A 19,928-nucleotide genomic window follows, 5' to 3' on the forward strand; every position below is an offset into this window, starting at 1 on the left:
GAGGAAACCGGCTCAGGCGCCGGTAAATTTGGGTTTGCGCTTTTCCATGAAGGCGGCGACGCCTTCCTTGTAGTCGGCGGAGAAGCCGAGGCGGCGCATCAGATCGCGCTCGTTGTCGAGCTCCTCGTCGAGCGTGTTCGCCCACGCGCCGCGAATGGCCGTCCGCGTCGCCGCAAGGCCCTGCGTCGGCCCGGCAGCAAGCCGCACGGCGAGCGCGCGGGCTTCGCCGGCAAGCGCCTCGTCGTCGATGCACTTCCAGATGAGGCCCCATTCCTCGGCACGCTCCGCGCTCAGCGGCTCGCCGGTGATTGCAAGGCCGAGCGCGCGCGCCTGCCCGATAAGGCGCGGCAGCGCCCATGTACCGCCGCTGTCGGGAATGAGGCCGATGGCGGCAAACGACTGGATGAACTTCGCGCTTCTGGCGGCGAGCACGATATCGCAGGCAAGCGCGATGTTTGCACCCGCACCCGCCGCGACGCCGTTCACCGCGCAGACGACGGGCATGGCAATCGTGTTCAGGCGGCGGATCAGCGGATTATAAAAGCGCTCGACGGAATCGCCGAGATCAACGGCGCTTTCCCCCGGCGCCACGGCGCGGTCGGAAAGATCCTGCCCTGCGCAGAAGCCGCGTCCGGCGCCGGTCAGCAGCAGTGCCCGCGCGCCTTCCTTCTCGGTGCGATCCAGCGCCTCGGCGACTTCGCCGTGCATCTTCACCGTGAAGCTGTTGAGGCGATCCGGGCGGTTCAGCGTGAGCGTGGCGACACCCTCGCTGATATCGAATATGATTGTTTCGAAAGACACGAGAAAGCCTCCCCATCCGCAATGCTTAATGATAGAATGAACGGTCGAACTATTATTGGCAAGCGCGAAATCGCGCGCTATCTGCACTGCCATGCCTGATTCTACACTGCCGACTCCGGCCGATTCCGATGCCGACCATAAGGCGCTCCGCATTGCGCGCGCAATGGCTGCGAAGGAAGGCACCACGCCCGCGTTGGGCCTTGAAATCGAAGCGGCCGGTGAAGGCTTCGCGCGCGTTGCCATGCGGCTCTCGCCGGGGACGCTGAACGGCTTCGGCATGGCTCACGGCGGCATGATCTTCCTGCTCGCCGACACGGCCTTCGCCTACGCGTGCAATTCGCGCAACGTGCAGACGGTTGCGCAGCACGCCAGCATCAGCTTCATCGATGCGGGCCGCGCGGGCGAGCGAATCGTCGCCGAGGCGCAGGAGCGCGCCGTGAAGGGCCGCACAGGGGTTTATGCCGTCAGCGTCTTCGGCGAAGACGGCCGCATCATCGCTGAATTCCAGGGGCTGAGCCGCACGATCGGCGGCCCCGTGATCGAAGAGGAACAGGAATGACCGACGCTTTCATCTGCGACGCCGCGCGCACGGCCATCGGACGTTACGGCGGATCGCTCGCCGAGGTCCGGCCGGACGATCTTGCCGCGGTGCCGCTGAGGGCGCTCGCCGCGCGCAACCCGGGCATCGACTGGGCCGCGCTCGACGACGTCATCATGGGCTGCGCCAACCAGGCGGGCGAAGACAACCGCAACGTCGCGCGCATGGCCGCGCTGCTCGCAGGCCTCGGCGAAAGCGCGGCGGGGACGACGATCAACCGCCTGTGCGGCTCCGGCCTCGATGCCGTGGCGATGGCTGCGCGGGCGATCCGCGCGGACGATGCCGATTTCATCGTGGCGGGTGGCGTTGAAAGCATGACGCGCGCGCCCTTCGTGATGCCGAAGGCGGGCAGCGCCTTTTCGCGCAGCAACGCCGTTTACGACACCACCATCGGCTGGCGCTTCGTGAACCCGCTGATGAAGGCGGGCTTCGGCATCGATTCGATGCCCGAGACGGCGGAGAACGTCGCAGACGACTTCGGCATCTCGCGCGAGGATCAAGACCGGTTCGCGGTCGAAAGCCAGCGCCGCGCCGCCGCCGCGCAGGCCAGCGGACGCTTCGCGCAGGAAATCGTGCCGGTCACGATCACGCGCAAGAAGGGCGATCCTATCGTCGTCGACCGCGATGAGCATCCGCGTGAAACGAGCATGGAAGCACTCGGCAAGCTGCGGCCGATCGTGCGGGCGGACGGCACGATCACGGCAGGCAATGCCAGCGGCGTCAACGACGGCGCTGCCGCGCTGCTGATCGCGAGCGAAGCTGCCGCCGCGAAGCACGGCCTGACGCCCATCGCGCGCATCGTCGGCGGCGCTGTCGCAGGCGTTGCGCCGCGCATCATGGGCATCGGCCCCGCCCCGGCCACGCAGAAGCTGCTTGCCCGGACGGGCGTGTCGATCGGCGACGTTGACGTCATTGAACTGAACGAAGCCTTCGCCGCGCAGGGCCTTGCCGTGCTGCGCCAGCTCGGGCTGCCTGACAACGCCGCGCACGTGAACCCGAATGGCGGCGCCATCGCACTCGGCCACCCGCTCGGCATGTCGGGCGCACGGCTCGCGATGACCGCGGCGATCGAACTCAGGAATCGCGGCGGGCGCTACGGCCTCGCCACAATGTGCATCGGCGTGGGGCAAGGCATTGCCCTGCTGATCGAGCGCATTTGACGGACCACAAATAATAATTGATCGATCGGTCGATTTATTATAGGACTCGCAGGGAGGAAGGAGCGCCCCCGTGTATACCACTGAACTTCAGAAGGTTGATCCGCAGCAGGCCCCGACGCGGGAGCCGCAGGAGCTTGTCGATGCATTCGAGGCGCGGGTCGCCGACGATGCGTTCATCGAACCCAAGGACTGGATGCCGGAAGCGTACCGCCGCACGCTGATCCGCCAGATTTCGCAGCACGCGCACAGCGAGATCGTCGGGATGCTCCCCGAAGGCAACTGGATCACGCGCGCACCGTCGCTGAAGCGCAAGGCGATCCTGCTCGCGAAGGTGCAGGACGAGGGCGGCCACGGCCTCTACCTCTATTCCGCCGCCGAAACGCTGGGCGCCTCGCGCGAGGAAATGATCGACGCGCTGCACAGCGGCAAGGCGAAATACTCCACGATCTTCAACTACCCGACGCTGACCTGGGCCGACATCGGCGCCATCGGCTGGCTGGTGGACGGCGCCGCGATCATGAACCAGGTGCCGCTGCAGCGCACCTCTTATGGCCCCTACGCGCGCGCCATGGTCCGCGTGTGCAAGGAAGAGAGCTTCCATCAGCGCCAAGGGTATGACGCCCTTCTCGTGATGGCCGCGGGCACGGACGAGCAGAAGGCGATGGTGCAGGACGCGATCGACCGCTGGTGGTGGCCCGCGATCATGATGTTCGGTCCCTCCGACGACAATTCGCCGAACTCAGCGCAGTCGATCCGCTGGCGCATCAAGCGCGAGACGAACGACGAGTTACGCCAGAAGTTCATCGACGCCACGGTGCCGCAGGTTCACCTGCTCGGCATGGAAGTGCCCGATCCCGATCTCAAGTGGAACGAGGAACGCGGCCACTACGATTACGGCGCGATCGACTGGGAAGAGTTCTACGCCGTTGTGCGCGGCGAAGGTCCGACCGCGAAGGAACGCATGGAAGCCCGCCGCAAGGCATGGGACGACGGTGCCTGGGTGCGCGAAGCCGCGGATGCCCATGAAGCCCGCCGCCGCATCAAGGCCGCAGCCTGAAGGAAAGACAAGACATGAAGACCGATTGGCCTCTCTGGGAAGTGTTCGTGCGTGCACGCGGCGGGCTTTCGCACCGCCATGCCGGCTCGGTGCACGCGCCCGACGCGACGATCGCGCTCCGCCACGCGCGGGATACCTACACGCGCCGCATGGAAGGCGTCAGCCTGTGGGTGGTGCGCTCGTCCGACATCGCGGCGTCTGACCCCGAACAGGCAGGCCCGATGTTCGAACCGGCGGAGACGAAGATTTATCGTCACCCGACGTTTTACGAACTCCCCGACGCCGTGAAGCACATGTGATGGAAAACGCGCTTTTCACATACGCGCTGCGTCTCGGCGACGACAGCCTCGTGCTCGGGCAGCGGCTTTCCGAATGGTGCGGCCATGCGCCGACCATCGAGGTCGATCTCTCGCTCGCCAACGTCGCGCTCGATCTCGTCGGGCAGGCACAACTGTTCCTCGGCTATGCCGGCGAAGTCGAAGGCAAGGGCCGCGATGCGGACCGCCTCGCCTTCCATCGCGACGTCCTGGCATGGACCAACTGCCTGATGGTTGAGCAGCCGAACGGTGACTTCGGACGCACCATCGCCCGGCAGTTCCTGTTTTCGACATGGCAGAAGGCGCTGTTCGACAAGCTCGCGCTTTCGAAGGACGCGCGCCTTGCCGAAATCGCCGCCAAGGCCGTGAAGGAGGTCGCTTATCACGCCGATCTCGCGGCGGAGTGGGTGATCCGTCTCGGCGACGGCACCGAAGAGAGCCGGACGCGCATGATCGATGGCCTCGACTGGCACTGGCGCTTCGTCGACGAGCTGTTCCAGACCGATGCCGTCACCGACGCGCTCGTCGCGGAAGGCATCGCGGTCGATCCTACCGCTCTGCGTCCGGTGTTCGAGGCGCGCGTCGCGGCGGTGCTCGCCGAGGCGGGCCTGCCTGAAATAAAGCTGCCGCGCCCCATCGTCGGCGGCCGCAAGGGTCATCATTCCGAACATCTCGGGCATATGCTCGCCGTGATGCAGCATATTCCGCGCACCTACCCGGAAGCCGTCTGGTGAACGACGCACGCGCCATCATGGCCGTGCTTGCCTCCGTGCCCGATCCCGAGATCCCGGCGGTATCGCTCGTCGATCTCGGCATCGTGCGCGATGTGCTCACCGATGCCGAACCGGCGCGCGTGCTGATCACGCCGACGTACACGGGCTGCCCGGCGACCGCCTACATCCAGCTCGCCGTGCGCGAGGCGCTGGACGCGGCGGGGATGCAGGATGTCGCCATCGAAACCCGGCTGTCGCCGCCGTGGACGACGGCGTGGATCACCGAAGACGGCCGCGAGAAACTGCGCGCCTACGGGATCGATCCACCGCCCGCGAGCACCGCGCTCAACAGCCAACCGGCCACCTGCCCCCGTTGCGGATCGAAACAGACGCACGAGATCAGTCGGTTCGGTTCCACTCCCTGCAAGGCGCTCTGGCAATGCGACAGCTGCCGGGAACCCTTCGATCGTTTCAAATGCCATTGAGGCCCTGAATGTCCACGCATTTCCACACGCTTAAAATCGCCGAAGTCCGCCGCGAAACGCCGAGCGCCGTCTCGATCCTGTTCGACGTGCCCGAAGCCGAGCGCGATGCCTTCGCCTTCCGCGCCGGCCAGCACATCACGCTGCGCGCCGACATCAATGGCGAGGATCTGCGCCGCAACTATTCGCTGTGCGTCGCACCGCACGAGGGCCAGCTTCGCGTCGCCATCAAGGCGATCTCCGACGGCCGTTTCTCGCGCTGGGCGAACACCGCGCTCGCCGCGGGCGACACGATCGAGGTGATGCCGCCGCATGGCAGCTTCTCGTGGGATTTCGATGCGAACGCGCAGAAGCATTACGTGGGCTTCGCAGGCGGATCAGGCATCACGCCCGTGCTCTCGCTCCTCAAGACCACGCTTCTCGAAGAGCCGAAGAGCCGTTTCACCCTTTTCTACGGCAACCGCGCCAGCAACGAGATCATGTTCCTGGAAGAGATCGCCGCGCTCAAGGACCGCTTCCTCGACCGGCTCGAAGCCTACCACTTCCTTGAAGACGAAGACGACGAGGACATCGCGCTTTTCAACGGCCGCCTCGATTCGGCGAAGCTCACCGAACTTCTCGGCGGCCTCATCGACGCCGACGACGTGGACGCCGCGTTCATCTGCGGCCCCGGACCGATGATGGACGCCGTGGAAACCGCGCTTACCGCAGCAGGCGTTCCCGCCGACCGCATCAAGGTCGAACGCTTCACGATCGACCGCCCGACCGCCGAGCAGGCGGCTGTCGAGCGCGAGCTTGAGCGCGAAGCCGAAGGCCGCAAGGTCGAGGTGACGCTGGAAGGTCGCCGCCGCCGCATCACCTTCGACAGCGCGCAGGGCAGCATCCTCGAAAACGCGCGCGCCGCCGGGCTGCAGACCCCGTTCGCCTGCAAGGCGGGCGTCTGCGCCACCTGCCGCGCAAAGCTGATCGACGGCAAGGTGCACATGAAGGCGAACTACGGCCTCTCCCCCGAAGAGGTCGCGCAGGGCTACATCCTCACCTGCCAGGCCGTACCGCTGACCGACAACGTGGCGGTCGACTACGACGCGTGATGGGTAAGCGCCCTCGCGGGCTGCATCAGCGTAACGCCTAAATCGAATCGTTGCCGCAGTATTTGATTAACCATAGCCTCTCTTGCAACAGGGAGGGCCTTACTATGCGTTTACTGTCGTGCGCCGCGATTGTCGTGTGTGTTGCTTCGCCAGCGATTGCAAAGTCAGTCACAACGAGCCCCACCGTTTCCGGATGGTTTGTCGGAGACGTGCCCGAAGAGGGCTACGATCCTGAAAATGGTGACAACTGTAACACGGTGCGGCCGGGCCCCGTGGTATGGAGCGCTGGTACGTCGAATTACGGCGAGATCGGCAACATGGGCGGCTACTTCTTCGTCGACGACAACCGTGCCAGCTTCGAGTTTGATATTTCCACCTTCAAAAAGAAGGTGAAGAACGCCACGCTGAGATTCAGCGCATATGACCAATACGGCGATGGCAATTCTAAAAACTGCATTTTCGCCTACACGGGAGACGGCGTCACAACGCTCGGCGATTATACACCAGCAGGAAAGTCAGAAATCTACTCCTTTGGAATGGAATGGAATGACGACGATGGTTCCTACGGGCTCGACGGCGTCTTCGACATCACAGCGTTGCTGAATACGATGTTGAAGGAGAAAGTGGACTTTCTCGGGATACAGTTTGCGACCGACAATTATGCCGACACGATCATCGGGCTTTCGGATATGCGCATCGTGATTGAGACCGTCCCGGAGCCCGCCACCCTCGCGCTTTTCGGCCTTGGGCTGACAGGGTTTGCCTTGAGACGCCGCAAGGTCTGAGGCCCGTTCAGGCCGCCGGCTTTTCCAGACAGTTCAAATAGCGCGCGCGCAGTGTTTTCTTGTCGATCTTCCCCGTCGCCGTGAGCGGCACGGCATCGAAGTAGACACGATCCGGCATCCACCATTTCGCGATGGCCGGGGCGAGGTGCGCGCGCATCGCTTCCTCGGTCACATCGGCATCGTCGTAGAGATCGAGGACGAGGACGGGGCGTTCTTCCCACTTCGGGTGATGCACGCCGATGACCGCCGCGACCTTCACGCCCGGAAAGCCGACGGCGATATTCTCGATGTCGATCGAGCTGACCCACTCGCCGCCCGACTTGATGACGTCCTTCGCGCGGTCGGTGATGCGCATGAAACCGTAATCGTCGATCGTCGCGATATCGCCGGTGTCGAACCAGCCGTCTTCGTCGAGCGCGCTTCCGTCCGCGCGGTAGTAGCGTTCAATGGTCCACGGCCCGCGCACCTTGAGCGCGCCGGAGGTCTCGCCGTCGTGCGGGAGAACGCGATTTTCCTCGTCGGTGATGCGCAGCTCGACACCGAACTGCATCCGGCCCTGCCGCGTCCAGATGATATCGTCGACATGATCCACGCCGCCTTCGGCAAGCGCGGGTGTCGGCGTCGCGACGACGCCGAGCGGATTGAGTTCGGTCATGCCCCAGAGCTGCAGCACCTTGACGCCATACGTGCGCGAGTACGCCTCCGCCATCGCGCGCGGCACGGCGGAACCGCCGATCACCAGCCGCTGCAGCTTGCCCGCAGTGCTGCCAGTACGCTGGAGGTAGTCGAGGTACATCGTCCAGATCGTCGGGACGCCGCCCGAGAAGGTGACGCCTTCACCCAAGACAAGTTCATGCAGGCTCGCCGGGTCCATGCGGTCGCAGGGCAGCGCGAACGCACAGCCGTTCAGCGCGCCCGCAAACGGCAGCCCCCAGCCGGTCGCGTGATAGAAGCTGCTGCAGGGCATGATGCAATCGAACACGTCGAGCCCGAACGCCGAGGGCAGGCTCGCCGCCATCGCATGGAGCACGGTCGAGCGGTGGCTGTAGACGACACCCTTTGGATAGCCCGTGGTGCCCGAGGTGTAGCAGAGGAACGCCGCCGCGTTCTCATCGAGGCGCGGCCAGTCGATCGCATCGGGCTGATCAGCGATCAGCGTTTCCCACGATTCCGCACCAACGCTGCCGGGGATCGTGTGCTCGGCGTCGCTCAGCATCACGAAGCGGGTGAGCTGCGGTAGCAATAGCGCCAGTCGTTCGACGAGATCGGCGAAGCTGCGTTCATAGAACAGGATCGAACTGCCAGCGTGCTCGATCGTATAGGCGATCTGTTCGTCGGTGAGACGCGGGTTCGCTGTGTGCAGCACGGCGCCGATGCCGGGCGCGGCGAACATCAGCTCCATATGGCGGTGCGTGTTCCAGCCGAGTGAGCTGATGCGATCGCCCGGCGCCACGCCCATGCCGCGCAGCAAATGCGCGCCGCGCGCCGTACGCGCGGCGAGACCGGCATAGTCGTAACGCCACACCGGCTCGTCCACGAGACGCGACACGATCGGCCGCTTGCCGTGCGCGGCGGCAGCGTGGCTGAGCAGCCCGCTGATGAGCAGCGGGCTCGCCTGCATCAAACCCAGCATTGTCCCCCTTACCAGTCGGCAGGCTTTTCGATGTGATCGGCAGCGCCCTTTGCCGCGGCAAGACCATACATGAACTTCGCATCGACAACAGCGGCGATGCTGCCATCGGCATTGTAGCCCACCAGCGGACCGTTCACGACCGCGAACATCACCATGCCGTCGCCATCCGTGTCGGGGATGTGGTTGATGCCGCCCATTTCCCGCACGTAATCCCCGGCGCGACCGCGATCGTCGCCGTAGCCGAAGCCGCCTTCGATGAGGATGCCCTCGACCGAACCGATGTGGCCGTGAACGGGCGCGGTGTTGTTCGGCCCGACCTTCAGCAGCATCGTGAAACCGCCGGTGAACGGATTGACGTTGAGGAGCTTGAACCAGGTTTCCGGCATCACCCAATCATGCCAGGGCAGGTCCTTCAGATTGTAGAACGCCGGGGTGTGGCGCTTCGTCTCTTCGATATCGGGCGCATCCTCGCGCGTCAGCAGGACCATGATCAAACCTCCCTCATTATCGGATTTTCAGGCGTGCATTGTGACGCGGCGATCCGAGTCCCGAAATGGCGGGAAACACCTAGGTGCTTAGGTGTTTCCCGCTATTGGAATGAGCGGCCACCCCTCTAGCCTTCGTGCGACACTGCGAGGACTGCCCTTCAGGGGCGTTGGGGAGAGGTTCGAACATCATGCGCCTTCAAGGCAAAGTCGCCATCGTGACCGGGGCGGCATCCGGCATCGGCCGTGCAACCGCCATCGCCTTCGCACGCGAAGGCGCACGCGTCGGCGTCAGCGACATCAACCTTGCGGGCGCGGAGGCGACCGCCACCGCGATCGGCGACGCGGCGATCGCCCTCCCGCTCGATGTGACGAGCGAAGCGGCTTGGGCCGAGGCGACCGCCGCCACAGTCAGGCGCTTCGGCAAGCTCGACAGCCTCGCGAACGTGGCGGGCATCGGTTTCCCGGGCACGATCATGGACCTGACCATCGACCACTGGAACAAGATGATCGCGGTGAACCTGACCGGCGTGATGCTCGGCTGCCAGGCCGCGATCCGCGCGATCTCGGAGACGGGCGGTTTCGGCGCGATCGTGAACGTCTCGTCACTCGCGGGACTGGTGGGCATTTCGGACGTCGCGGGATACTGCGCTTCGAAGGGCGGGGTGACGACACTCAGCAAATCGGTCGCGCTTTACTGCGCGGAACGCAGACTACCGATACGGTGCGTGTCGGTGCATCCGACGTATGTGGATAGCGAGATGCTGGATCCTGTCGCCGAAGCAATCGGAGACCGCGCGGCGATGGTGGCGGCGATGGCGAGCCTTGTGCCGATGGGCCGCATCGCGAAGCCCGAGGACATCGCGAACGCGATCCTGTTCGCGGTTTCCGACGAAGCCGCCATGCTGAGCGGATCGCCGCTGATCATCGACGGGGCGCAGCTTGCAGGCCCCTCCAGCGCGCACACGAAAGGCTGAACATGGGACGTGTTTCAAACAAGGTCGTCATCGTCACCGGCGCGGCAGCGGGCCTCGGCGCGGCAATCGCGGACCGGCTGACGGAAGAAGGCGCCACGGTGATCCGCACCGACATCGCGGACGGAGAAGGCATCATCCAGCAGGACGTCGCCGACGAGGCGGGCTGGAAGGCGCTGATCGCCGACACGATGGCGAAACACGGCCGCATCGATGGGCTCGTCAACAACGCCGGCATCTCTTCGAGCAAAAGCCCGATGGACCCGGAAGGGGCCGAACTCGAGGACTGGCGGCGCATCAACACGGTGAACGTGGAAAGCGTGTTCCTCGCCTGCAAATACGCGATGCCCGCCATCGCGAAAGGCGGCGGCGGCGCCATCGTCAACATGTCGTCGATCGGCGCACTGGTGCCGACGCCGTTCATCGCCGCGTACGGCGCATCGAAAGCCGCGGTCGCGCAGTTCACGCGCTCGCTCGCGCTCCACTGCTGCGAGAAGAACTACGCGATCCGCTGCAACAGCGTGCACCCGGGGCAGGTCCGCACGCCGATGCACGACGTGCTGATCGCGCGCACCGCCGCCGAGCACGGCATCAGCGAGGATGACGCCGCGCAGGCCTTCCTCACCAAGGTGCCGATGAAGACGTGGCAGGAGGCCGTGGATATCGCGAACGCGGTGCTGTTCCTGGTCTCCGACGAGGCGCGCTTCATCACCGGCACCGCCGTCGTCGTGGACGGCGGCATGAGCCTGACCAATTAGGAGACAACCCGTGCGTACACTCGACTTCGGCCAGCCGATGGGCGGCATCATGCAGATCGCCTACATCGTGCCCGACATCACGGCCGCGATGAAACACTACATGCCGCGCCTGAACTGCGGCCCGTGGTTCGTGATCGAACACTTCCCGCTGCTCGATGCGCAGTATCGCGGCGCGCCGACCGAACTCGACATCACGCTCGCCATCGGCTTTTCGGGCTCGATGAGCTTCGAACTGATCCAGCAGAACAACTGGGAGACGCCTTCGGTCTACACCGAAGTGCAGCAGAAGCGCGGCTGGGGCTTCCACCACTTCGCGGTTTCGTGCGCGGATTTCGACGCGGACGTTGCGAAATACAAGGCACTCGGCCACGAGATGGCGCTGTACGGCGTCGCGGGCGTCGGCGCGCGCGCGGCCTATATGGACACGTCGGACGTGCTGCCCGGCATGATCGAACTCATCGAGATGACCGACCAGACCGAGGCCTTCTTCACGATGATGAAGACCGCGTCGGAAAACTGGGACGGCAGCGACCCGATCCGCGTGTTGCAGCCCCCGGCCGAATAAGGGCACATTGAACCCATGACAGACAAGGTTGGTCTCGACGCCATTGAGACGGCGAGCCGGGACGAGATATCGGCGTTGCAGTTGGAGCGCCTGCGCGCGAGCCTTTCCCATGCGTATGCGGGGAACCCTGCGTACCGCGCGAAGTTCGACGCGGCGGGGGTGCACCCGGATGATCTGAAGTCGCTCGGCGACCTCGCGAAGTTCCCGTTCACGACGAAGGCGGATTTGCGTGATGCGTATCCGTTCGGCTTCTTCGCGGTGCCGCAGGAGAAGCTCTCGCGCATCCACGCCTCGTCGGGAACGACGGGAAAGGCCACTGTGGTGGGCTACACGAAGGCGGACATCGCGACATGGTCCGGCCTCGTCGCGCGCTCGATCCATGCGGCGGGCGGACGCCCGGGGATGAAGGTGCACGTGGCTTATGGCTACGGCCTCTTCACCGGCGGCCTCGGCGCGCACTACGGGGCGGAGGCGCTCGGCTGCACGGTGATCCCGATGTCGGGCGGGCAGACCGAGAAGCAGGTGCAGCTGATCACCGACTTCAGCCCTGAGATCATCATGGTGACGCCAAGCTACATGCTGGCGATCCTCGACGAGTTCCGCCGGCAGGGTATCGACCCGGCGAGAAGCTCGCTGAAGACGGGTATCTTCGGCGCCGAGCCGTGGACCGAGGCGATGCGCAGCGAGATCGAGAGCGCGTTCGCGATCGATGCGGTGGACATCTACGGCCTCTCCGAGGTGATGGGCCCGGGCGTGGCGCAGGAGTGCGTGGAGACCAAGGACGGCCTCACCATCTGGGAGGATCATTTCTACCCCGAGGTGATCGACCCGGAGACGGGCGACGTGCTTCCCGACGGCGAAGAGGGCGAGCTCGTGTTCACCTCGCTCACCAAGGAGGCGATGCCGATCATCCGCTACCGCACGCGCGACCTCACCCGGCTTCTGCCCGGCACGGCGCGCAGCATGCGGCGCATGGCGAAGATCACCGGCCGGTCGGACGACATGATGATCATCCGGGGCGTGAACGTGTTCCCGAGCCAGATCGAGGAGCACATCCTCTCGGTCCCCGCACTCGCGCCGCACTTCATGATCGAACTGACCCGCCCGGACCGGATGGACATGGTGCGCCTCTCGGTCGAGGCGCGTGAGGACACCGACGCCTCCAGCCACACCGAGCACGCCTACACGCTCGCCCACCGCATCAAGACCATGGTCGGCATCTCCGTGAAGATCGACATCCAGCCTGCGGGAGCGCTGCCGCGCTCGCAGGGGAAGGCAGCGCGGGTGGTCGATAAACGACCGCGGGGGTAGGGTATTTGTGGCGATGGTTGCGTTCGTCAGCTACCGTCGCGACGATACGACCTTAATCGACGCAGCCTGCGCGCGAGGGGATGAGGCATCCGTATTTCAAACAGCTTCAACTCATAAGCTGCATCGGTGTCACCGGCTTTCGCAGCGCGGTGCATCCAATGCCGATAGCCTTGCATGTCGCCCATATTGAATCGCGTCATTGCCAAGTTTTGCGCCGCATTGATCTCGCCAATTCGGTACGCGCGATACATCATTCCTGCAGCGCTGGACGCTCGGCAGATACGACCCCATTCAAAGCGGGTACCCTTTTGTGTCATTCGACACGCTAGGCTCAACAATGCCGGGCCATACCGCCGGAAAGCCAAGTGTCGCAGGATTGGCATGCCAAGCCCGTTCTGACGCCCTTCCAAGATTGCCTCGGCACGGTCGAACAATCTCTCAAATCGATCAGTCATACGAAAGCTTAGCTACGTTGCCCCCGTCCGCGTTTCATAACTACAATGTTCACTGGCCGTTTATTATGGTGACAAAGACTTGGGAGTCGAGGGCGACGGGGTAGATAATCCATATGTCGAAGCTCGTTTATGCCTTGAACCAATCGCTGGACGGCTATGTCGACCATATGGCGTTTGCGCCTGACGCAGAGGTTTTTCGTCATTTCATCGACGATGTGCGCGGGCTGGCCGCTACCGTTTACGGTCGCCGCATGTACGAGACGATGCGCTATTGGGACGAGGAGCATTCCGACTGGGACGACGCGCAGCGGGAATATGCGGCGGCATGGCGGGGCCTGCCGAAGTGGGTGGTGTCGCGCACGTTAAAGTCGGTCGGACCGAATGCCACGCTTGTCGACAACAACGTGGAGACGGCAATCCGCACGCTGAAAGAGCGGTTCGACGGGGAGATCGAAGTCGCCGGACCGGAACTGGCCGCAAGCCTGACCGCGCTGCGCCTTATCGACGAATATCGATTGTACGTTCATCCCGTCGTGATCGGCGGGGGGAAAACGTTCTTCGCCGGGTCGCGGCCGTCGCTGCGGCTCGTGGCGCACGACCGTATCGGCGAGCAGGTGGTCAGGCTGACATACGTTCCGGCATAATCGCGGCATCGTCATACCGGCGGCAATTCTCCGGACGAAGCCGTTGCGGGCACCGCGTGCACCGCCTAGACACGAACGCTCTGTTATTCCCGAAGGAAAGGCGTACGGGTGGCCCGGACACAGGCGGCGGATTATGACGAGCGGCGGATGGCCGTTCTCGACAAGGCTGCCGAGCTTTATGCGCATTCGGGATTTCACGGCTGCTCGATCGCTGACCTTGCCGCCGCGTGCGGCATGTCGAAGTCGCTGCTGTATCATTATTTCGCGTCCAAAGAGGACATCCTGTTCGAGATCATGGACGGGCACATCGGCGCGCTCGCCGAAGTGGCGGATGCGTATCGGGGTGAGGCCGATCCGGTCGCGCGCTTCGGCAAGCTGACGCACGGGTTCCTTGAGCTTTATGCCGACGCATCGGCGCGGCACCGCGTGCTGGTGAACGATCTCGACAAGCTTCCCGAGGAGCGGCGGCGCCACATCGTGGACACCGAGCGGATGCTTGTGGACCTTGTCGCGCACACCTTCGGCGAGATCGCGCCCACGCTTTCCGAAAAGGACGCCCGCGTGCGTGCAATGCTCTATTTCGGCATGATCAACTGGTCGCACACGTGGTTCCGCCCCACCGGCCGCTTTACCGTGGACGCACTCGCCGAGACGGTGATCGACCAGATGCTGGGCGGGTTGCGCTAACCGCGAGGCCCCCTTGTCATCAGAGCTGATGACAGACGCCGGCGCCCACCTCGTTTACACTGCGCCTCAAGGCCCGCGAACACAGCGCGGCACATGAGGAGGCTTACCCGTGGCAAAACCTTTCGCATCTTCGGCGGACACCGCCGAGAAGGTTGAAACGCTCGAAATCCTGGCGGACGGCGTCTACGCGCTGACCGCCGAGGGCGACCCCAATGTGGGCGCGTTCGAGGGCGAGGATTTCGTTGTCGCCATTGAGGCGCGGGCGACGCCGGTTGCCGCGCGCGACTGGCTGGCGAAACTGCGCGAGCACACCGACAAGCCGGTGAAATACCTGATCCTGACGCACTACCACGCGGTGCGCGTGCTCGGCGCGAGCGCCTTCGAGGCCGAGCATATCGTTGCGAGCGAGATGACGCGCAAACTGATCGAGGAGCGCGGCAAGGAAGACTGGGCGAGCGAATTCGGCCGGATGCCGCGCCTGTTCAAGGAGCCGGATTCGGTGCCGGGGCTGACGTGGCCGACGCAGACGTTCACCGACACGTTCGAAATCGAACTCGGGGGAACACGCGGCAAGCTCGACCTCGCCTTCTGCGGGCGCGGGCACACGGCGGGTGACATCGTGGTGTGGCACGACAAATCGAAGACATTGTTCGCGGGCGACCTCGTGGAGGCGGAGGCCGCGCTCTACACGGGCGACGCCTTCCACATGGACTGGGCGGCGGGCACGCTCGACAAGGTGAAGGCCTATCGCGCCGAGAACCTGATCGGCGGGCGCGGGCGTGTGCCGCGCGGCCTTGCCGAAACCGACGCCGCGATCGAGCAGACGCGCGAATTCCTGAAAACCATGATCGACAAGGTGGGCACCGTGCACCGCGCGGGCGGCACGCTGAAGCAGGCGTTCGAGGCGACGCACGAGGCGTTGTTCCCGAAATTCGGACGTTGGCCGATCTTCGAGCACTGCCTGCCCTTCGACGTGCAGCGACTGTGGGACGAATTCGACGGCATCGACTGGCCGCGCATCTGGACGATGGAGCGCGACCGCGAGGTTTGGGCTGAACTTCAGGACTGACACGATGACGACAGGCATTCCGGTCCACCGCTCCATCGGCGCTTCGCCGGTGGGGACGGATGGCGCGCATCTTGAAACATTGATCGTCGGCGCGGGGCCGGTGGGGCTTTCGATGGCGCTCGACCTCGCAAGGCGGGGGCGCAAGGTGACGGTGCTGAGCCGGCTCGACTTCATCGCCGCCGGTTCCAAGGGCATCTGCTATTCGAAGCGCAGCCTCGATATCTGGGACCGGCTCGGCGTCGGCCAGGCGATGGTGGACCGGGGCGTCGTGTGGAACCTCGGCAAGGTGTTCTGGGGCGAAAGCACGACGCCGATCTATGAATTCGACCTGCTGCCGGTGAAGGATCAGCGGCGGCCCGCGTTCATCAACCTGCAGCAATATCATGTGGAAGCGATACTCGTGGATGCGCTTGGCCGGTATCCGAATGTCGATATCCGCTGGGGGCATGAACTGACCGCGCTCGATGCGCGGGCGGACGGCGTGAGCGTGAGCGTGGAGGCGCCGGGCGGGCGCTATACTCTCAACACGGATTGGCTGATCGCGTGCGACGGCAACAAGTCCACCGTGCGCGGGCTCATGGGCCTCGATTTCGAAGGGCGCGTGTTCGAGGACAATTTCCTGATCGCCGACATCAAAATGAAGGGCGAGCACCCGGCCGAGCGCTGGTTCTGGTTCGACCCGCCGTTCAACCCCGGCCAATCCGCGCTGATGCACAAGCAGCCCGACGACGTGTGGCGGCTCGATTTCCAGCTTGGCTGGAACATCGACCGCGAGGCGGCGATGCGGCCCGAGAATGTCGAGCCGTTGGTGCGCGCGATGCTGGGCGACACGATCGAATTCGAGCGCGAGTGGTACAGCGTTTACACCTTCCAGTGCCGGCGGATGCAGCGCTTCGTGCACGGGCGCGTACTCTTCGCGGGAGACAGCGCGCACCTCGTGTCCCCATTCGGCGCGCGCGGCGCGAACGGGGGTCTCGCCGACGTCGATAACCTCGGTTGGAAACTGGAACGCGTGCTGGAGGGCAAGGCGCTCGAAAGCTTCCTCGAAAGCTACAACCACGAGGCGATCACGACCGCGGACGAGAATATCCTGAATTCGACGCGCTCGACCGATTTCCTGACACCCAAGTCCACCGCGAGCGCCGCTTACCGCGACGCCGTGCTGAGCCTTGCGGGCGAGCATCCATTCGCGCGACCGTTCGTGAATAGCGGGCGTCTTTCGATGGCGGTTTCGTATCCTGCGAGCCCGCTTTCGACGCCGGATGAGGATGGGGACTGGGACGGCGTGCCACCTGGCTCCCCCGCGCTCGATGCGCCCATTGGAGAGGACTGGCTGCTCGGCAAGCTCGGCGGCGGCTTCCGCCTGATCGCAAACGGCTGGAAGGGCGAGGCGCCCGTACCGGTGATCGATGTTGAGGGCGAGGCGCTGATCGTGGACCGCTACGATCTTGCACCGGGAAGCGCCTGCCTGATCCGGCCGGACCAGTATGTCGCGGCGCGCTGGCGGCATCCCAGCCCCGCGAAGATCAGCGCCGCGATCGCACGCGCCGAAGGAGCCGCCGCATGAGCCTTGAAACGAAGCCGAACGTCGCGCGGCCCGACGATATCTATGAGGCGCTGATCGCCGCGCAGACGGGCATGAACGAGGCGGAAAGCCTGCGCTTCTCGGCGCGGCTCATCCTGCTGCTCATCAACCAGATCGGCAATGACGCGCTGGTGAAGGACGCGATTGCGGCGGCTAGAGAGCCAGCTCCGACTCCGGCAGCGGGATCGGGTCCGCGAGGGTAACGGTGTCGAGGATACGCGCGGTTTCATCGCGCACCATCACCATCAGGCGGTGCAGGCGGCATTCTTCCTGGGTGACGCAGTTCTCGCAGGGCTTGTAGTCGAACCGGCTGGCGCAGGGCACCAGCGCCACCGAACCGCGCGTCAGGCGCACGATGTCACCGTAGCGCACATCAACCGGCGGTACGGCAAGCCAATAGCCTCCGTCCGGGCCGCGTTTTGTGCCGACGATGCCGAGTCGGCTGAACTCCGAAAGGATCACGGTCAGGAACTTTTTCGGGATGTTCTGCGCGTCTGCGATGTCGACGAGCCGGATCGGCCCCTCGCCATAATGGTCGGCGAGGTGTTGGAGCGCGCGAATTGTATACCGCGTCCGTTGAGAAAGCATGGTCCCCCTATGATGCCGCAATAAGGCAATGCCGTGGCAGAGGGCAATTGATGATGCTCTTCAGGCCGGTTTCCGCACCAGGAACACCGAAACGCCGATACCGCAGAGGATAAGCGCCATGCCCGCGAAATAACGCGGACCAAGCGGTTCGCCGAGGAGCGCCGCCGCAAGCAGCGCACCGAACACGGGCATCAGCGTGATCGACTGGCCTGCCTTCGCGGCCCCGATCATGCCCACCGCCGCGTTGAACAGGAAATAGGCGGCGAGCGAGGGAAACAGCGCGACATACATGAACGCGCCGACGATCTCCGGCCGCCAATCGATGGCCGGCGCGTGCCGCCATTCGAGCATCGCGAGCGGCAGCATCGCCGCGACCCCGATGGCGAAGGTGACGGCGAGAAACGACAGGGCGTGCACATCGGGGCGAAGCCGCAAAAGGCTGGTGTAGATCGCCCACGCGACCACCCCGACGAGGACGAGCGCGTCGCCGCGCCCGAAGTGAAGGCGGAGCACCGAAGCGAAATCCGGGAACAGCACGACGCCGACGCCGAGAATCGAAAGCACGACGCCCACGATCTGCCACGCCGGTGCGCGCACGCGGAAGGCAAGCGCATCGATGATCAGCACGAGAGCCGGAATCGCGGCCTGCAAAAGGAGGCCGTTGGTCGCGGTCGTGTATCGCAGCCCCGAATACATGAACGCGTTGAACGCACTGACCCCGACGAGCCCGAGGAACAGCACAGGGCGCCAATGCCGCAGCAGCACCTCCCTATCTGCCGCGACATGGCGCAGCGCAAACGGCGCGAGGACGAGAAACGCGCCGAGCCAGCGCCCGAAGGCCAGTGTGAACGGCAGGACATCGCCCCGCACCGCGCGCCCGACGATGGCGTTTCCCGACCAGAACAGCATGACAAGCACGAGCATCGCGTAAGCCCGAAGCTCTGCGCTACGGGCGGGTGTCATTCGTGGCGGAGCGCGTCGATGGGGTTGAGCGACGCCGCACGCCGTGCCGGGAAATAGCCGAAGACCACGCCGATTGCCGCCGAGAACATGAAGGCGAGCATATTGATCTTCAGATCGAAAATGAAGGGCACCTGCATCAAGGGCGCGATCGCGAGCGACGCGAACAGCGCGATGACGAGGCCGATGAGCCCTCCGAGGCAAGACAGTACCACGGCTTCGACAAGGAATTGCAGCAGCACCTCGCGCGCCACCGCGCCGATCGCGAGGCGGATACCGATCTCGCGCGTGCGCTCCGTGACCGACACCAGCATGATGTTCATGATGCCGATGCCGCCGACGAGCAGCGAAATCGCAGCGACCGCGCCGACGATCTGCGTGAGGATCGTGGTGGTGCCGGTCAGTGTGTCCGATATCTGCTTCGTATCGAAGACGTTGAAATTGTCGGCATCGCCCGGCTTGATCTTGCGGCGTTCGCGCATCAGGTCTTCGAGCGAGGCCTGCACGGTCTGCGTATCATAGGCATCGTCCACCGCGACCATGATCTGGCCGATGTCGCGGTCGCCCGTGAAGCGCCGCTGCACGAACTTGATCGGCATGACCACGACATCGTCCTGATCCTGGCCGAAACCGCCCTGCCCGCGTGATCCAAGCACCCCGATGACCTGACAGGAGACGCCCCTGATGCGGAAGCGTTTGCCCAGCGGATCCACCTGCCGGAACAGGTTGTTTTTCAGCGTATTCCCAATGATGCAGACCGGCTTTCCCGCCTGCTCCTCCTCCGGCATGAACAGGCGGCCGCCCGCAAGCGGCCATTGTTGCGCCTCGAAATAAGACGCCGAGGTGCCGTTGACGGTCGTGCTCCAGTTATTGCCTTCGTAGATCGCCGTGCCCGACGACTGCGCCATCGGAGCAACGGCGCGCACGCCGGTGAGCTGATTGGCGATCGCTGTCACATCCTCGGGTTTGAAACTGGGTGGGCGCGGACCGCCACCGCCACGACCGAAGCCCTGTCCGGGGCGGAGCTGCAGGATGTTCGCGCCGAGACTGGCGATCTGTTCGCGCACGGCAGCCGTCGCGCCGTTGCCGAGCGTCGTCATGGTGACGACGGCGGCGACGCCGATGATGATGCCGAGCGTGGTGAGGAACGAGCGCAGCTTGTGGCGCATGATGGCGCGGAAGGCGAGCGTGATCGTGGTGCCGAGCATCG

24 protein-coding genes are annotated in these 19,928 nt (G+C 64.6%); 17 read left to right on the forward strand and 7 right to left on the reverse strand.

The genetic code is table 11. From position 1 onward, the window contains the following. Positions 1-12 precede the first annotated feature (12 nt). The gene (gene paaG / locus DFR51_RS16725) at positions 13-801 is read right to left on the reverse strand and encodes a 2-(1,2-epoxy-1,2-dihydrophenyl)acetyl-CoA isomerase PaaG (protein WP_121053426.1); all 789 of its coding nucleotides are present in this window, start codon (positions 799-801) and stop codon (positions 13-15) included. Positions 802-892: 91 nt separating this feature from the next. On the opposite strand from paaG, the gene paaI reads away from it, so the two are divergent. The 8 genes from paaI (at position 893) to DFR51_RS16765 (ending at position 7,004) form a co-directional block, all read left to right on the forward strand. Then, the gene (gene paaI, locus DFR51_RS16730; RefSeq protein WP_170151804.1) at positions 893-1,360 is read left to right on the forward strand and encodes a hydroxyphenylacetyl-CoA thioesterase PaaI; all 468 of its coding nucleotides are present in this window, start codon (positions 893-895) and stop codon (positions 1,358-1,360) included. Next, positions 1,357-2,559: a 3-oxoadipyl-CoA thiolase gene (gene pcaF, locus DFR51_RS16735; protein ID WP_121053318.1), complete on the forward strand. Its 1,203-nt coding sequence runs from the start codon at positions 1,357-1,359 to the stop codon at positions 2,557-2,559. Before paaI ends, pcaF begins: the two co-directional genes overlap by 4 nt. 70 nt (positions 2,560-2,629) lie before the next feature. After that, positions 2,630-3,616 carry a 1,2-phenylacetyl-CoA epoxidase subunit PaaA gene (gene paaA / locus DFR51_RS16740; protein WP_121053319.1) on the forward strand — a complete coding sequence of 329 codons (987 nt, stop codon included), beginning with the start codon at positions 2,630-2,632 and terminating at the stop codon, positions 3,614-3,616. A gap of 14 nt (positions 3,617-3,630) precedes the next feature. Further along, complete coding sequence (paaB, locus tag DFR51_RS16745; RefSeq protein ID WP_121053320.1) at positions 3,631-3,915, forward strand: 1,2-phenylacetyl-CoA epoxidase subunit PaaB; 285 nt, start codon at positions 3,631-3,633, stop codon at positions 3,913-3,915. Then, complete coding sequence (gene paaC / locus DFR51_RS16750; protein WP_121053321.1) at positions 3,915-4,667, forward strand: 1,2-phenylacetyl-CoA epoxidase subunit PaaC; 753 nt, start codon at positions 3,915-3,917, stop codon at positions 4,665-4,667. The genes paaB and paaC overlap by 1 nt, the downstream gene beginning before the upstream one ends. Continuing rightward, the gene (gene paaD / locus DFR51_RS16755) at positions 4,664-5,131 is read left to right on the forward strand and encodes a 1,2-phenylacetyl-CoA epoxidase subunit PaaD (RefSeq protein ID WP_243445543.1); all 468 of its coding nucleotides are present in this window, start codon (positions 4,664-4,666) and stop codon (positions 5,129-5,131) included. The genes paaC and paaD overlap by 4 nt, the downstream gene beginning before the upstream one ends. An 8-nt stretch (positions 5,132-5,139) precedes the next feature. Beyond that, a complete protein-coding gene (paaE, locus tag DFR51_RS16760) occupies positions 5,140-6,219 on the forward strand; it encodes a 1,2-phenylacetyl-CoA epoxidase subunit PaaE (protein WP_121053322.1) in 1,080 nt (359 codons plus the stop codon). A 104-nt stretch (positions 6,220-6,323) separates the two neighbouring features. Next, positions 6,324-7,004, forward strand: a complete 681-nt coding sequence (locus DFR51_RS16765) for a PEP-CTERM sorting domain-containing protein (RefSeq protein WP_121053323.1) — start codon at positions 6,324-6,326, stop codon at positions 7,002-7,004. A 7-nt stretch (positions 7,005-7,011) separates the two neighbouring features. Here DFR51_RS16765 and DFR51_RS16770 read toward each other — a convergent pair whose 3' ends face one another. Both DFR51_RS16770 and DFR51_RS16775 read right to left on the reverse strand, forming a co-directional pair. Next, on the reverse strand, positions 7,012-8,637 hold the full coding sequence (locus DFR51_RS16770) for a long-chain fatty acid--CoA ligase (RefSeq protein ID WP_197723682.1): 1,626 nt from the start codon (positions 8,635-8,637) through the stop codon (positions 7,012-7,014). A gap of 8 nt (positions 8,638-8,645) precedes the next feature. Then, on the reverse strand, positions 8,646-9,125 hold the full coding sequence (locus DFR51_RS16775; protein WP_121053324.1) for a 2,4'-dihydroxyacetophenone dioxygenase family protein: 480 nt from the start codon (positions 9,123-9,125) through the stop codon (positions 8,646-8,648). A gap of 215 nt (positions 9,126-9,340) precedes the next feature. Between DFR51_RS16775 and DFR51_RS16780 the strand changes: the two genes are divergently transcribed. The 4 genes from DFR51_RS16780 to paaK are packed head-to-tail and all read left to right on the forward strand — an operon-like array spanning position 9,341 to position 12,730. After that, positions 9,341-10,099: an SDR family oxidoreductase gene (locus DFR51_RS16780; RefSeq protein WP_243446578.1), complete on the forward strand. Its 759-nt coding sequence runs from the start codon at positions 9,341-9,343 to the stop codon at positions 10,097-10,099. Positions 10,100-10,101: 2 nt separating this feature from the next. Next, positions 10,102-10,854, forward strand: a complete 753-nt coding sequence (locus tag DFR51_RS16785) for an SDR family oxidoreductase (RefSeq protein WP_121053326.1) — start codon at positions 10,102-10,104, stop codon at positions 10,852-10,854. A gap of 10 nt (positions 10,855-10,864) precedes the next feature. Then, positions 10,865-11,419 (forward strand): VOC family protein, encoded by a 555-nt coding sequence (locus tag DFR51_RS16790; RefSeq protein WP_243445542.1) that lies wholly within the window; start codon positions 10,865-10,867, stop codon positions 11,417-11,419. Between the two features lie 15 nt (positions 11,420-11,434). After that, positions 11,435-12,730 (forward strand): phenylacetate--CoA ligase PaaK, encoded by a 1,296-nt coding sequence (paaK, locus tag DFR51_RS16795; RefSeq protein WP_121053327.1) that lies wholly within the window; start codon positions 11,435-11,437, stop codon positions 12,728-12,730. Between the two features lie 26 nt (positions 12,731-12,756). Here the strand turns inward: paaK and DFR51_RS18865 are convergent, their stop codons facing one another. Next, complete coding sequence (locus tag DFR51_RS18865; RefSeq protein ID WP_126494514.1) at positions 12,757-13,047, reverse strand: hypothetical protein; 291 nt, start codon at positions 13,045-13,047, stop codon at positions 12,757-12,759. Positions 13,048-13,298: 251 nt separating this feature from the next. On the opposite strand from DFR51_RS18865, the gene DFR51_RS16800 reads away from it, so the two are divergent. From DFR51_RS16800 to DFR51_RS16820, 5 genes are all read left to right on the forward strand, one after another. Beyond that, the gene (locus DFR51_RS16800; RefSeq protein ID WP_121053328.1) at positions 13,299-13,829 is read left to right on the forward strand and encodes a dihydrofolate reductase family protein; all 531 of its coding nucleotides are present in this window, start codon (positions 13,299-13,301) and stop codon (positions 13,827-13,829) included. A gap of 108 nt (positions 13,830-13,937) precedes the next feature. After that, positions 13,938-14,516: a TetR/AcrR family transcriptional regulator gene (locus tag DFR51_RS16805; protein ID WP_121053329.1), complete on the forward strand. Its 579-nt coding sequence runs from the start codon at positions 13,938-13,940 to the stop codon at positions 14,514-14,516. 109 nt (positions 14,517-14,625) lie between these two features. Next, positions 14,626-15,585: an MBL fold metallo-hydrolase gene (locus DFR51_RS16810; RefSeq protein WP_121053330.1), complete on the forward strand. Its 960-nt coding sequence runs from the start codon at positions 14,626-14,628 to the stop codon at positions 15,583-15,585. 4 nt (positions 15,586-15,589) lie between these two features. Further along, positions 15,590-17,152 carry an FAD-dependent oxidoreductase gene (locus DFR51_RS16815; protein ID WP_121053331.1) on the forward strand — a complete coding sequence of 521 codons (1,563 nt, stop codon included), beginning with the start codon at positions 15,590-15,592 and terminating at the stop codon, positions 17,150-17,152. After that, a complete protein-coding gene (locus DFR51_RS16820) occupies positions 17,149-17,373 on the forward strand; it encodes a DUF2783 domain-containing protein (RefSeq protein WP_121053332.1) in 225 nt (74 codons plus the stop codon). The genes DFR51_RS16815 and DFR51_RS16820 overlap by 4 nt, the downstream gene beginning before the upstream one ends. Here the strand turns inward: DFR51_RS16820 and DFR51_RS16825 are convergent. The 3 genes from DFR51_RS16825 to DFR51_RS16835 are packed head-to-tail and all read right to left on the reverse strand — an operon-like array spanning position 17,324 to position 19,926. Continuing rightward, the gene (locus DFR51_RS16825) at positions 17,324-17,758 is read right to left on the reverse strand and encodes an RrF2 family transcriptional regulator (RefSeq protein ID WP_121053333.1); all 435 of its coding nucleotides are present in this window, start codon (positions 17,756-17,758) and stop codon (positions 17,324-17,326) included. The genes DFR51_RS16820 and DFR51_RS16825 overlap by 50 nt on opposite strands. 60 nt (positions 17,759-17,818) lie before the next feature. After that, positions 17,819-18,721 (reverse strand): DMT family transporter, encoded by a 903-nt coding sequence (locus DFR51_RS16830; protein WP_121053334.1) that lies wholly within the window; start codon positions 18,719-18,721, stop codon positions 17,819-17,821. Continuing rightward, a complete protein-coding gene (locus tag DFR51_RS16835; protein ID WP_121053335.1) occupies positions 18,718-19,926 on the reverse strand; it encodes an ABC transporter permease in 1,209 nt (402 codons plus the stop codon). Before DFR51_RS16835 ends, DFR51_RS16830 begins: the two co-directional genes overlap by 4 nt. Between the last annotated feature and the right edge of the window lie 2 nt (positions 19,927-19,928).

Source organism: Sphingosinicella microcystinivorans (assembly GCF_003634215.1).
GTDB classification, from domain to species: domain Bacteria; phylum Pseudomonadota; class Alphaproteobacteria; order Sphingomonadales; family Sphingomonadaceae; genus Sphingosinicella; species Sphingosinicella microcystinivorans.

Excerpts from the sequence above, each read along its gene's own strand:
- DFR51_RS16820 (WP_121053332.1), top strand. The coding sequence starts at position 17,149 with ATGAGCCTTGAAACGAAGCCGAACGTCGCGCGGCCCGACGATATCTAT.
- paaB (WP_121053320.1), top strand. The coding sequence starts at position 3,631 with ATGAAGACCGATTGGCCTCTCTGGGAAGTGTTCGTGCGTGCACGCGGC.
- DFR51_RS16785 (WP_121053326.1), top strand. The coding sequence starts at position 10,102 with ATGGGACGTGTTTCAAACAAGGTCGTCATCGTCACCGGCGCGGCAGCG.
- paaI (WP_170151804.1), top strand. The coding sequence starts at position 893 with ATGCCTGATTCTACACTGCCGACTCCGGCCGATTCCGATGCCGACCAT.
- DFR51_RS16765 (WP_121053323.1), top strand. The coding sequence starts at position 6,324 with ATGCGTTTACTGTCGTGCGCCGCGATTGTCGTGTGTGTTGCTTCGCCA.
- paaC (WP_121053321.1), top strand. The coding sequence starts at position 3,915 with ATGGAAAACGCGCTTTTCACATACGCGCTGCGTCTCGGCGACGACAGC.
- DFR51_RS16800 (WP_121053328.1), top strand. The coding sequence starts at position 13,299 with ATGTCGAAGCTCGTTTATGCCTTGAACCAATCGCTGGACGGCTATGTC.
- DFR51_RS16830 (WP_121053334.1), bottom strand. The coding sequence starts at position 18,721 with ATGACACCCGCCCGTAGCGCAGAGCTTCGGGCTTACGCGATGCTCGTG.
- DFR51_RS16835 (WP_121053335.1), bottom strand. The coding sequence starts at position 19,926 with ATGCTCGGCACCACGATCACGCTCGCCTTCCGCGCCATCATGCGCCAC.
- paaK (WP_121053327.1), top strand. The coding sequence starts at position 11,435 with ATGACAGACAAGGTTGGTCTCGACGCCATTGAGACGGCGAGCCGGGAC.
- DFR51_RS16815 (WP_121053331.1), top strand. The coding sequence starts at position 15,590 with ATGACGACAGGCATTCCGGTCCACCGCTCCATCGGCGCTTCGCCGGTG.
- paaE (WP_121053322.1), top strand. The coding sequence starts at position 5,140 with ATGTCCACGCATTTCCACACGCTTAAAATCGCCGAAGTCCGCCGCGAA.
- DFR51_RS16825 (WP_121053333.1), bottom strand. The coding sequence starts at position 17,758 with ATGCTTTCTCAACGGACGCGGTATACAATTCGCGCGCTCCAACACCTC.
- DFR51_RS16775 (WP_121053324.1), bottom strand. The coding sequence starts at position 9,125 with ATGGTCCTGCTGACGCGCGAGGATGCGCCCGATATCGAAGAGACGAAG.
- DFR51_RS18865 (WP_126494514.1), bottom strand. The coding sequence starts at position 13,047 with ATGACACAAAAGGGTACCCGCTTTGAATGGGGTCGTATCTGCCGAGCG.
- pcaF (WP_121053318.1), top strand. The coding sequence starts at position 1,357 with ATGACCGACGCTTTCATCTGCGACGCCGCGCGCACGGCCATCGGACGT.
- DFR51_RS16770 (WP_197723682.1), bottom strand. The coding sequence starts at position 8,637 with ATGCTGGGTTTGATGCAGGCGAGCCCGCTGCTCATCAGCGGGCTGCTC.